Here is a 12,439-nt window from a genome sequence, read left to right as displayed (position 1 = left end):
ATTGCGAGCAACGAATATAGGCTCAGGAGATGGTCATGGCGAAGATTGGTTTAGTACAAATGAATTCGGGAGCCGATCCTGAACATAATCTCACTAAATTAAAAAAGAAAGTGAAAGGGCTTCAGCTACAAGGAGCTAAATTGGTTGTTACTCCTGAAAATACTTTAGTTTTTGGCAGTAAAGCAGATTACCAGAAATGGGCTGAACCACTCAATGATGGCCCATTTCAAAAAGAATTATCAGCATTAACTGAAAAGTTAGGTATTTGGCTTTTACTGGGTTCAATGCCTATCTTGCAACCTGATGGTTCAATCACATCAACCAGCTTGTTATATAACGATAAAGGCGAACTCCAAGAACATTATAATAAATTACATATGTTCGATGTCGATGTTGCCGATAAACACCACAGCTATCGAGAGTCTGATACTTTTAAAGCGGGTGATGAGCTTAAAGTCGTAAAAACACCGTATGGCAATATCGGGATGTCGATTTGTTATGATGTAAGATTTCCATTGCAATACAGCGCATTACGCGGACAAGGCGCTGATATTATTGTTGTGCCCGCAGCCTTTACTAAATTAACAGGTAAAGCACACTGGGAAGTATTATTACGAGCTCGTGCTATTGAAACTCAGTGTTGGGTGATTGCCGCAGCACAATGGGGTGAGCATAATGAAGGGCGAGAAACATGGGGCCACTCAATGATTATTGATCCTTGGGGGCAAATTGTTGCCTGTCAGCAGCAAGGCACCGGTGTTCTGACTGCCAATATTGATTTACAATTATCTGAGAAGATCCGCGCTAACATGCCTGTTGCTGAACATACTAAATTTTGTGTTCAACCGCGCTAAATAATTTAAGAGCAAATTAATGACCCTTAACACCGTAGAAAATACCATGCTAGACCAGTCAGGTCTTGGCCGCGATGAACTGCACAATATCCTTGGGCTAATTGCAGCAAGAGATGTGGATTATGCCGATATTTATTTCCAATCTTGCTGGCATGAGTCATTAGTACTGGAAGACAGTATTATTAAAGATGGTTCGTTTAATATCGATCGCGGTGTAGGTGTACGTGCGGTTGCTGGCGAAAAAACAGGTTTTGCATATTCTGATCAAATAAACCCATTGGCACTAACACAGAGTGCCAAAGCGGCACGTGGTATTGTTCGCCAAGGGGGGAATGGCAAAGTACAAACCTTTAGCCCATTAACACCATCGGGTATTTATGCGCCTATTAATCCATTAGGTAGCCTTGATAAATTTCAAAAAATTGCATTATTGGAAGAGATTGACCGTTATATTCGCACTAAAGAGCCATTAGTCACTGAAGTGTCTGTTAGCATCAATGGTGTCTATGAAGAGGTGTTAGTTGCCGCGCTTGATGGCACTTATGCGGCAGATATTCGTCCGCTTGTTCGTTTATCTATCAGTGTTCTGGTTGAAAAAGGCGACAAACGTGAGCGTGGTAGTGCGGGTGGTGGTGGTCGTTACGGCTATGAAATGTTCTTAACTGAAACTGATGGTAAAAGCCAAGCATTGTATTTTGCTGATGAAGCTATCCGCCAAGCATTGATTAACCTAGAAGCAGACGCAGCTCCTGCAGGTACCATGCCTGTGGTTTTGGGAGCTGGTTGGCCTGGTGTGTTGTTACACGAAGCTGTCGGCCATGGCCTTGAAGGTGATTTTAACCGTAAAGGCTCATCGATGTTCTCTGGTCAACTAGGTGAGCAAGTCACATCGCCGTTATGTACCATTGTCGATGACGGTACACTGGTTGATCGTCGTGGCTCTATTAACATTGATGACGAAGGAACACCTTCACAATACAATGTGCTGGTGGAAGGCGGTAAGTTAAAAGGCTACATGCAAGATAAGCTTAACGCACGTCTAATGGGCGTAGCGCCTACCGGTAATGGTCGTCGTGAGTCATATGCGCATCTACCTATGCCTCGCATGACAAACACTTACATGCTGCCTGGTGAGCATACACCAGAAGAAATTATTTCTAGTGTGAAGAAAGGCATCTACGCCCCTAACTTCGGTGGTGGTCAGGTCGATATCACATCGGGTAAATTTGTATTCTCTGCATCAGAAGCTTACTTAATTGAAAACGGTAAGATCACTTGTCCAATTAAAGGTGCGACTTTAATTGGTAGCGGTATTGAAGCGATGCAGCAAGTTTCTATGGTTGGTAATGACTTAGAGATCGACCGTGGTGTAGGTGTGTGTGGTAAAGCGGGACAAAGCGTACCTGTTGGTGTTGGTCAGCCAACCCTGAAAATTGATTCAATGACAGTAGGCGGCACTGAGTAAATCTTCTCGCACGTCTATTTGATAAAGAAAAAGCCAGCAGGGATAAACTTTGCTGGCTTTTTTTACTTTATCAGTGCTAGAAAATGTGAGTGATCACTTAGTCTTCTAGATATAAAGATTTTAAATATTGGAAAATTTCACGGTAAGCCTTACCTGGCTTCTCTTGTGATTTTTCTTTTGTTGCTTGGCGAACAAGCTGGCGTAAATGTTGGCGATCAGCATCTGGGTGATCGACTAAGATAGCATTGATCATGCTATCGCCATTTTCGATTAACTTATCACGCTTTAGCTCAAGCTTTTTCAGCGCAACGGTATGCTGAGAGTGCTTATTACGTAATTTATCTAATGCCGCTTGGATTGGTTCAATGTCGATAAAGCGCATTTGCTTACCGATATATTGAAGTTGACGGCGACGTGCTTCTTTATTAAAGCGCTGAGCGTCTTTAATTGCATCCATCATTTCGTCATCAAGCGGCATCTTAGCAAGTGCATTAGGTGTTAATTCAACTAACTCCTCACCAATTTTTTGTAGCGCATCCATGTCGCGTTTCATCTCGGATTTACTTACCCAGATGATTTCTTCTTCTTCATCCCAAGGGGCTTTCTTGTTTTTACGGCTCATAATGGGCTCACTAACACTATCAATAGCTCTATTTTATCAGTTTAATAACGATTTTGGGCGTAAATTACATTATTCTATAACCAATAAGCAAAACTCTAACCTTAAGTGATTGTATGGACGTAAGAGAACAGGTAGCCCAGCAGCGTGTTGAACTGGAAGCTGCGGTTGCGAAAGCACTGGAAGTCGCCGGTAAACAAGCGGATGCCGCCGAAGTAGCCATTAACAAAACAACAGGGATCAGTGTCTCTACACGTATGTGTGATGTTGAGAATGTTGAATTTAATAGTGATGGCGCATTAGGGATCACTGTTTATCGCGGAAATCGCAAAGGCAGCGCATCAACTTCTGATTTAAGTGAATCAGCAATTGCTCAGACAGTAGCAGCCGCACTTGATATTGCTAATTACACTTCGGAAGATCCTTTTGCAGGGCCTGGACCGAAAGAGTTAATGGCAAATGATATTCCTGATTTGGATTTATTCCACCCAGATGAACCAGAGCCAGATCGCGCAGCCGCGATTGCTATTGCAGCAGAAGAAGCCGCATTAGATTATGATCCTCGTATTAAACAAAGTGATGGCGCAAGTTATGATAGCCATTACGGTGTCCGTGTTTATGGTAATAGCCACGGCATGTTGGCAAGTTATGCCTCAAGTCGTCACAGCATCAGTTGTTGTGTGATTGCTGAAGGCAAAAACGGTGAGATGGAACGAGATTATAGCTATACCACTTCACGTTTAGCCTCTGAGATGTGGACACCAGAGCGTGTTGGTCGCCATGCAGCCGAGCGAACTGTGGGACGTGTTGATGCGCAGAAACTGACAACCCGTGAAGCACCTGTAATGTTTGCTGCTGATATCGCAACAGGCTTGTTTGGTCACTTAGTGATGGGGATCAGTGGTGCTAATCTGTACCGTAAATCTTCTTTCTTAGTTGATAAGTTAGGTGAACAAATTTTCCCTGAGTGGTTAGGTATTAGCGAGCGCCCACATATTTTGCGTGGTATGGCAAGTACCCCATTTGATAGTGAAGGTTTAGCCACTTATGATCGTGAGATCATTACTGACGGTGTGTTGCAAACTTACTTACTGACCAGCTACGCTGCTCGTAAAATGAATATGCAGCCAACAGGTCATGCTGGTGGTATTCATAACTGGATGGTTAAATCGACCGGTGAGTCTTTTGAGCAAATGCTGAAGAAGATGGATCGTGGTTTATTAGTTACAGAGCTAATGGGTCAAGGGGTGAATATCGTAACGGGTGATTACTCGCGTGGCGCAGCAGGTTTCTGGGTTGAGAACGGTCAAATTCAATATCCAGTGTCTGAAATTACGATTGCAGGTAATTTAAAAGATATGATGCAGAATATTGTTGCTATTGGTAATGATACTGAAACTCGCAGTCAGATCTTAACAGGCTCGATGTTATTAGATTCAATGAAGATTGCTGGTGAGTAATTTTTGCTAAATTGATTAAAACGAAAAGCCCGAATCTGTAAGATTCGGGCTTTTTTGTTTATTCCTGTTATAGGAAAGAGCTGCTTTTTACGGTGTAATGAAGATAGTCGCAAGACCAAGGAATACCATTAAACCGACAATATCAGTACAAGTCGTTAATGCCATACCGCCAGCTAATGCTGGATCGATCTTGAGTTTTTTCAATCCAATCGGGATCAATACACCTGCAACACCGGCAACAAATAAGTTAGCAAGCATTGCGCCGGCCATTATCGCTCCCAGCATAAAGCTGCCTTTCCAGACTACGACAACCGCACCGATAATTAACGCCCAAACAAAACCATTAATTAAACCAACACGGGCCTCTTTACTTAGTAGCCAGCGGGTGTTGGTATCACCGATGTGACCAACGGCTAAACCACGAATAACCAGAGCGACGGTTTGGTTACCTGCAACACCGCCCATTGATGGGACGATAGTCATCAATACAGCAACGGTAGCCATCTGTTGTAAAGTGTTTTCAAACATGTTGGAAACAGATGCTGCCGCTAATGCTGTTAAAACGTTAACACCAAGCCAAATACTTCGACTTTTGGCTGACTTTAAAACTGGCGCAAAGGTATCTTCATCATCATCCATACCTGCCATACTCATCATTGAGTGTTCGGCTTCTTCACGAATGAGATCGACCACGTCATCAATAGTAATACGACCAAGCAATAGATTATTTTGATCGACAACTGGCGCTGAAACCCAGTTACGACGTTCAAACAAATTAGCTATTTCACTATCAGGCATATCGACAGGAATAGCTTCATCTGCATCTTCCATCACATCTTTGATTTCAATGTCAGGCTGTGTCGTAATTAGTGCAGCAAGAGATAAATGACCAATTAAGGCTTCGTTGCTATCAACGACATATAAAGCATCTGTTGCTTCAGGTAATTCGCCTCGCATACGCAAATAACGTAAGACAACATCAGCAGTAACATCACCACGAATAGTGATGAAGTCGGTACTCATCATACCGCCAGCAGTATCTTCAGGGTACGCTAGCGCTTTCTCGATACGGTGACGATCAGTGCTATCCATTTGCGCCAGTACTTCTTGATAACGTTCATCAGGAAGACTACGTAGTACATAAGCGACATCATCACTTTCCATCCCCTCGGTCACAGCTGCCAGTTTCTCTGGCTCCATTTGCGAGACGATACCATCTTTTACATCTTCAGATAGTTCATCAAGGATTTCACCTTGCTCTTCAGGATCGGTCAGTTGCCATAGTACTTGACGTTCTTTCGGAGGAGAGGCTTCCAACAGATGTGCAATATCTTCCGGCTCCATTTCTTGAAGGAGTCGGCGAACATGGACAAACATGCCATTTTCTAATGCAGTATTAACTTCTTGGAGTCGTTGATGGGTTTGATCTTGTTCTAATACATCCGCCATAGGTATTAGGCCCACTTATATTTTGATGGCGCAATAAGCTGAATTTTAACGTAATCACCTAGCTTTTGTCTCACATGTTTTACGTATAATGAGCAGATTTATCCATCTCACATATATCACATACACAATTACTAGGTTATTTAACGGAAAGTTATCACCAGTTGCCTACAGAGTTATTAATAATAGCGATAATTAAAGCAGAATTTCAGATTTAGTTGTCAATTACACATGAGAAAATTATTTAAAGTGTAATTGAAAAGTAAGTGGTATTGATTCTTAAACGTAATGTTTAATTTTCTTCATCAAAGCCGGCTTCAATTAAAGCGGAAATAGCGTTAAGTGCTGATACTTCGTCTGAACCTTCAGCACTTACCATGATTTTTTGTCCTTGCGCGGAATCAAGCATTAAAAGCCCCATAACACTATCCGCAGTAGCTGATACATCAGCATTACTCACGGTGATCACTGCGGTAAAGCTTTGTGCAAGTTCAACCAGTTTAATGGCCGCACGTGCGTGTAAGCCGAGTCGGTTTTTAATAAATAATTCGCGTTGGACTGTCATTGTTTTTCTTCTAATGTGCGGTGACGAACTTGGACTTGTTGACCTTGATGCTCAAAGTAGTCGGCAAGAGATTGCGCTATATAGACAGAGCGATGTTGGCCGCCAGTACAACCAATGGCTACAGTGACATAGCTACGGTTGTTTTTTTCAAGCATTGGCAACCAAGTCTCGATGAAATTACGAATTTGGTAATTGAGTTGATTCACTTCACTTTGGCTGGAAAGAAAATCTTTTACCCCTTGATCTAGCCCTGTTTGGGGTTTGAGTTCTGGTACCCAATGAGGGTTGGGTAAAAAGCGAACATCAAATACATAATCGGCATCTGAAGGTAAACCATGCTTAAAGCCAAATGATTCAAAAACAAGAATCAGCTCTTTTGCTTCTCGGCCTAACACACGAGCACGAACGGTTTCACTTAAATCATGAATTGATTTATTCGATGTATCGATAACTAAATCAGCGTGCTCTTTTAAATCACCTAATATGGCACTTTCAGAGGTAATAGCTTGCTCTAGAGTCATATTTTGCCGAGATAAAGGATGTAAGCGACGAGTTTCGCTATAACGTTTAACCAACTCTTTATCATCAGCATCGAGAAAAACAACGTTTACATCAACATCGTTCTCTAGTGATTTGAGAATACGCTGTATTTCACCAGGTTGCTGAGGCATGTTACGTACATCAATACTGACAGCTATATCTTGCTCAGTATGGGCAATGTCTTTGACAAATTGCGGCAGTAGAGTAACAGGTAGATTATCGACACAGTAATAGCCGAGATCTTCAAGTACACGTAATGCGACAGATTTTCCTGAACCAGAACGGCCACTGACAACCATTAACATCATGGTTTATTTACCTCGGTAATTGGGATATGGAGTAAAAGTTCACGATTCATCGGTAAGGATATGATACAGCTCTTGATCGCTAGTTGCATGACGCAGCTGTTTACATACTTGCTTGTTACCTAGCTTTTCAGCCATACTTGCAAGCGTTTTTAAATGCTCTTTACATTGTTCTTCTGGCACAAACAGCGCAAACAGAAGATCAACAGGCTGATTATCAATCGCGTCAAAATCAATTGCTTCTTGGCATTGAATCAGTACGGCAATGGCTTGATCGCTATTACTGATACGTCCATGAGGGATCGCTATACCATTACCAATACCTGTAGTCCCCATCTTTTCACGATTGAGCATACATTCGAATAGTGGCTGTGGGTTTTGATCGAGATGAGCGGCAGCTATCTCACTAATGAGTTCTAGCGCGCGTTTTTTGCTGGAGCAAGGGACCGCACTTTTAGTGCAGTCCAGGCTCAATACATTACTAAGTTGCATAGTTAGTGGCTGTTGAGCTTATCTTTGTGTTTGTTTAATTGACGAACGAGTTTATCAGTCAATTCATCAATCGCAGCATACATATTTTCAGAATCCGCTTTTGCGTGGATTTCCCCTGCGTTAATATGTAGCGTAGCCTCAGCTATCTGTTGAAGCTTTTCAACATTAAGAATTACTTGGACATTGTTTATTTTATCGAAGAAGCGCTCAAGTTTTTCAAACTTGGTCGTGACATACTCACGAAGAGAATCGGTTACATCAACATGGTGCCCTGTAATATTGATTTGCATAGACATCTTCCTTTTGTTGGATCTGACCTGTTAATCTAGATCAGACGTTTTCGCTGATTCGACGGCGGAATACCTAAGGATTCACGGTACTTAGCGATAGTCCGCCTCGCTACCATAATGCCTTGCTCAGCTAATAGTGTCGCAATTTTGCTGTCACTTAATGGCTTCGCTTGGTTTTCTGCTGCAACAAGTTTCTTCACCAGTGCGCGGATGGCAGTAGACGAGCATTCGCCACCATTATCCGTACTGACATGACTTGAGAAGAAGTATTTCAATTCAAAAATACCTCGAGGTGTATGCATATATTTTTGCGTTGTGACTCGAGATATGGTGGATTCATGCATTTCTACGGCAAGGGCGATATCATTTAACACCATAGGTTTCATCGCTTCTTCGCCATATTCAAAGAAGTCTTGCTGATGTTCGACAATGCAGCGAGCGACTTTGAGTAATGTTTCATTTCGACTTTCTAAGCTTTTGATCAGCCATTTAGCATCTTGTAGATGGGTGCGAATAAACTGGCTGTCCGCACTATTACGGGTATTTTTGCTTAATGCTGCGTATTGTTCATTCACTTTAATACGTGGCACGCTGTCAGGGTTGATCGTGACCACCCATTTGCCGTGATCTTTAAACACAGAGACATCTGGTACCACATATTCGGTGTCTGAATGAATAACACGATTGCCTGGACGTGGATCGAGCGAATGGATCAATGCCATTACGGCTTTTAAATCGGCTTCTTTTAGTTTGGTTTCACGCATGAGTTGTCGATAATCACGATTGCCTAAAAGAGCAATATGATCAGACAGTAGCATTTTGGCTTCAGTGAGCCACTGGGTCTCTTTTGGGTAGGTCGCCAGTTGAAGTAACAAACATTCTTGTAAATTGCGAGAAGCTACACCGAGAGGGTCAAATTGTTGTACGCGTTTTAATACCGCTTCAACTTCATCTAACTCAAGTTCATCATCATCAAAACTTTCTAGAATATCTTCTGCAGAGCAGGATAAATATCCTTTTTCATCAACGGCATCAATAATAGCTGTTGCAATGGCAAGATCCGTTTCGCTAAAAGGGGTTAGCTGGACTTGCCACATTAGATAGTCTTGTAACGATTCAGTAGTTTCCCCTTGATAGACAGGAATATCATCGTCAAGTGCAATGCCTGTACTGCCTGTTCCAGCGCTATAAACATCATCCCAAGTTGTATCGACGGGGAGTTCTTCTGGCATTTCATTGGTATCGATAACATCGGCGGTGTCAAAGCTTTCAATATCATCAATATTGTCAGAGGTATCGTCTGTTGAAGATTCTGTCGCAGCTTTATCATCGTTTGTCGAAGGATCTTCATTTTCTTCCAGCTCTAGCAATGGATTTCCATCTAGGGCTTCTTGAATTTCCTGTTGGAGATCCAAAGTAGATAACTGCAGCAGGCGAATAGCTTGCTGTAGCTGCGGCGTCATGGCCAGTTGTTGGCCTAGCTTAAGCTGGAGAGAAGTTTTCATTAACGTAGATATACCTTGTCGTTATTATTTTTATACTGTGGCTTTTTCTTCAATAGCAGACCTATGTAATGTGTTATAAGCGGAATTGGTCACCTAAGTAAACGCGCTTAACATGTTCATCGTTTAGAACATGCTCAGGTGTACCGTTCGCAATTAGCTGTCCTTGACTTACGATATACGCATGCTCACAGACATCAAGTGTTTCCCTTACATTATGGTCTGTTATTAAGACGCCAAGCCCACGATCACGTAAGTGTTCAATGATCTTTTTGATGTCGATCACAGAGATGGGGTCAACACCAGCAAATGGCTCATCAAGTAAAATAAATTTAGGGTTTGCGGCTAATGCTCGTGCAATTTCAACACGGCGTCGCTCACCACCTGATAATGATTGACCAAGACTGTTACGGATATGCTGGATGTTAAACTCATCCAATAAATCTTCTGCTTTATCTTGGCGCTCTTCTTTCGTTAATTCTTTGCGCGTCTGGAGTACCGCCATCAAGTTGTCATAAACGCTCAAGCGGCGGAAAATCGATGCTTCTTGAGGTAAATAACCGATACCCATACGTGAACGGTTATGCATGGGTTGTAGGCTGATATCGTCACCATCAATGGTGATAACACCTTCATCTCGTGCAACTAAACCTACAATCATGTAAAACGATGTCGTTTTACCTGCGCCGTTAGGCCCTAATAGACCGACGATTTTTCCAGATTCAACCTCAAGGCTAACATCAGAAACAACTTTACGTCCGTTATAGCTTTTTGCGAGGTGTTCTGCTTTTAGAATAGCCATAGATACTGTTTATTTCTTGTTATTGTTCAATTGATTTGGTTGGATGACGGTAGTTACGCGTTGTTTATCGCCACTTTTTGCAACCAAACGTTGTTCATCAATCTTATAAGTGATGACATTACCTTTGATTTCGCTACCATCTTGAATCAAGACTGCGTGATCCGTCATTTTCAAAAATTCTGTTTTTGTGTCATAGCGCATTTTTAATGCTTCGCCATCAATAGGCTTACCATCATCCATAATTTGATGGAAGGTGGCAGGTTTACCATAAGCAATAATCGTTTGCTCTTTGGCATTGCTATTTGGGCGCGTTACAACAACTTTATCAGCATGAATATCAATCGTGCCCTGACGTAATCTTACATCACCAGTAAAGGTTGCAATGTTATTTTGTACATCAAGCTCTTGGCTATTAGAGCTGATATTAATAGGTTGTTTAGTATCACTTTTTAATGCCCAAGACGATGTGCTAACACATAATAAGCATAGTAGAGCACTAGTTTTCAGTCGGTTCATATCTACTTTTCACATTTTTTAAGAGTTTAGCGACTTTACGTTTCATATTACCCGTCATACCGTCACCTTGGTTTTGGAAGGCGGGGCCTATAATCATGACATGGTCTTGAGTATTAAAATCTTGAGTTTCAATATTCAATTGCAAGTTATCTGTTTTGATCACTTGGATATCTGAATCAGGTAATAAGTTAAACATACGAACATTGCCATGAAGATTCAGTATATTATTTTTATCTAAGGTCGCGGTATTGGAACTGACCCGCCATTCTGCATTCTTACCTTCTTTGAATACCCACAATACAGGTTTTACAAAATCAGTCTGACCACTTTTTTCAAAGTATTCAAGATGATCTGAATCGATTTGATAACTACGAATACCGGAGAGATCAAAGGTTGTATTACTGATGTCGTTACCAATGAACATAGGCTTTTCGTCATCAGGCTTTACTTGATGATCTTTTTGCCACTGTTGTTCTAGTTGGTTGTAGCCTAACCATGCACAAAATATTACCAGAAGTACATAGAGTAGCCTTTTTAAAGTCATAGACTTAAGCCTTTATCATGTTTCATTGTTCTAATTCGTTACGCGTTATACTGAGTATGCTACTACATCACGCCTGCTTTTAATAAATCATGCATGTTTAATGCACCAACCAGTTGAGCGTTTTCAGTCACAAGCAACCCATTGATTTTACGATCTTCCATTATCTTTAATCCTTCAGCTGCGAGCAGTTGAGGAGAAATAGTCTGTGGGTTACAAGACATCACATCACCGATACTCGTATTGTGAATATCAATATGGTTATCGAGTAAACGACGTAAATCGCCATCGGTAAATATCCCGCTAAGCTGTTGCTTATTATTAACGATAGCTGTCATGCCCAAGCCTTTTTTTGATATTTCTAGCAAGGCATCTTTAATGCTGGCTGTTTCTTCAATAATAGGCAGCATTTTACCGGTATGCATGACATCCGCGATACGCATTAATAATTTTCGTCCAAGTGCTCCTCCTGGATGAGACAAAGCAAAATCATCAGCCGTAAATCCACGCGCTTCCATAACTGAAATTGCTAATGCATCACCCATCACAAGTGTTGCTGTCGTACTTGAGGTTGGCGCTAGGTTTAAGGGGCAAGCTTCTTTTTCTACCGTGATCTGTAAGTTTATAACTGCCATTTTTGCCATACTGGACGTTGGTTTGCCTGTCATGCTGATCATGGGAATCCCCAGTCGCTTAATAACAGGCAGTAAAGCTAAAATTTCAGATGCTTCGCCAGAGTTAGAAATTGCGATCACAACATCTTCTTGTTTGATCATGCCTAAATCACCATGGCTTGCTTCACCAGGATGAACGAAAAAGGCAGGTGTACCGGTACTCGCAAGTGTTGCTGCTAGCTTTCTACCAACATGGCCCGATTTACCCATTCCCATCACAATGACTTTACCTTGGCAATCGAGTACCAGCTGACAGGCTTTATTAAAACTATCATCAATATATCGGCTGATGTTTTGTAGTGCTTGAATTTCAATATCCAGCACTTTTTTGCCATGACTACAAAAGTCAAAGGAGCGAGACATCTGAT

The 12,439-nt window shown here is 41.7% G+C and carries 14 protein-coding genes; 3 read left to right on the top strand and 11 right to left on the bottom strand.

The window, feature by feature from the left end; translation table 11 throughout:
• The first annotated feature begins 35 nt into the window (after window positions 1-35).
• Together CTN01_RS15260 and tldD are read left to right on the top strand one after the other, a co-directional pair.
• Window positions 36-854: a carbon-nitrogen hydrolase family protein gene (locus CTN01_RS15260; RefSeq protein ID WP_045149783.1), complete on the top strand. Its 819-nt coding sequence runs from the start codon at window positions 36-38 to the stop codon at window positions 852-854.
• A gap of 19 nt (window positions 855-873) precedes the next feature.
• On the top strand, window positions 874-2,319 hold the full coding sequence (gene tldD, locus CTN01_RS15255; protein WP_045149784.1) for a metalloprotease TldD: 1,446 nt from the start codon (window positions 874-876) through the stop codon (window positions 2,317-2,319).
• Window positions 2,320-2,416: 97 nt separating this feature from the next.
• Here the strand turns inward: tldD and yjgA are convergent, their stop codons facing one another.
• Window positions 2,417-2,941, bottom strand: coding sequence for a ribosome biogenesis factor YjgA (gene yjgA, locus CTN01_RS15250; protein ID WP_005371125.1), 525 nt, complete (start codon window positions 2,939-2,941; stop codon window positions 2,417-2,419).
• A gap of 113 nt (window positions 2,942-3,054) precedes the next feature.
• On the opposite strand from yjgA, the gene pmbA reads away from it, so the two are divergent.
• Window positions 3,055-4,398 carry a metalloprotease PmbA gene (gene pmbA / locus CTN01_RS15245; protein WP_045149785.1) on the top strand — a complete coding sequence of 448 codons (1,344 nt, stop codon included), beginning with the start codon at window positions 3,055-3,057 and terminating at the stop codon, window positions 4,396-4,398.
• Between the two features lie 87 nt (window positions 4,399-4,485).
• On the opposite strand, the gene mgtE is transcribed toward pmbA, so the two are convergent.
• The 10 genes from mgtE to CTN01_RS15195 form a co-directional block, all read right to left on the bottom strand.
• Entirely contained in the window at window positions 4,486-5,847 is a 1,362-nt protein-coding gene (gene mgtE, locus CTN01_RS15240) for a magnesium transporter (RefSeq protein ID WP_045083929.1), read from the bottom strand.
• Between the two features lie 289 nt (window positions 5,848-6,136).
• Entirely contained in the window at window positions 6,137-6,409 is a 273-nt protein-coding gene (locus CTN01_RS15235) for an HPr family phosphocarrier protein (protein ID WP_005371131.1), read from the bottom strand.
• The gene (gene rapZ / locus CTN01_RS15230) at window positions 6,406-7,257 is read right to left on the bottom strand and encodes an RNase adapter RapZ (protein WP_045149786.1); all 852 of its coding nucleotides are present in this window, start codon (window positions 7,255-7,257) and stop codon (window positions 6,406-6,408) included. Before rapZ ends, CTN01_RS15235 begins: the two co-directional genes overlap by 4 nt.
• A gap of 39 nt (window positions 7,258-7,296) precedes the next feature.
• Window positions 7,297-7,746: a PTS IIA-like nitrogen regulatory protein PtsN gene (gene ptsN / locus CTN01_RS15225; protein WP_005371135.1), complete on the bottom strand. Its 450-nt coding sequence runs from the start codon at window positions 7,744-7,746 to the stop codon at window positions 7,297-7,299.
• A gap of 2 nt (window positions 7,747-7,748) precedes the next feature.
• Window positions 7,749-8,036 carry a ribosome hibernation promoting factor gene (hpf, locus tag CTN01_RS15220; RefSeq protein ID WP_005371137.1) on the bottom strand — a complete coding sequence of 96 codons (288 nt, stop codon included), beginning with the start codon at window positions 8,034-8,036 and terminating at the stop codon, window positions 7,749-7,751.
• A gap of 35 nt (window positions 8,037-8,071) precedes the next feature.
• Entirely contained in the window at window positions 8,072-9,541 is a 1,470-nt protein-coding gene (locus tag CTN01_RS15215; RefSeq protein ID WP_045149787.1) for an RNA polymerase factor sigma-54, read from the bottom strand.
• A 73-nt stretch (window positions 9,542-9,614) separates the two neighbouring features.
• Window positions 9,615-10,340, bottom strand: coding sequence for an LPS export ABC transporter ATP-binding protein (gene lptB / locus CTN01_RS15210; protein WP_005371141.1), 726 nt, complete (start codon window positions 10,338-10,340; stop codon window positions 9,615-9,617).
• Window positions 10,341-10,349: 9 nt separating this feature from the next.
• Window positions 10,350-10,856, bottom strand: a complete 507-nt coding sequence (gene lptA, locus CTN01_RS15205; protein WP_045149788.1) for a lipopolysaccharide transport periplasmic protein LptA — start codon at window positions 10,854-10,856, stop codon at window positions 10,350-10,352.
• Complete coding sequence (gene lptC, locus CTN01_RS15200; protein ID WP_045149789.1) at window positions 10,837-11,400, bottom strand: LPS export ABC transporter periplasmic protein LptC; 564 nt, start codon at window positions 11,398-11,400, stop codon at window positions 10,837-10,839. The genes lptA and lptC overlap by 20 nt, the downstream gene beginning before the upstream one ends.
• A gap of 62 nt (window positions 11,401-11,462) precedes the next feature.
• Window positions 11,463-12,434, bottom strand: a complete 972-nt coding sequence (locus tag CTN01_RS15195) for a KpsF/GutQ family sugar-phosphate isomerase (protein WP_045185690.1) — start codon at window positions 12,432-12,434, stop codon at window positions 11,463-11,465.
• Window positions 12,435-12,439 lie beyond the last annotated feature (5 nt).

The organism is Photobacterium angustum, from assembly GCF_003026365.1.
GTDB lineage: Bacteria > Pseudomonadota > Gammaproteobacteria > Enterobacterales > Vibrionaceae > Photobacterium > Photobacterium angustum.
This window is presented reverse-complemented; position numbering and strand designations above follow the sequence as displayed.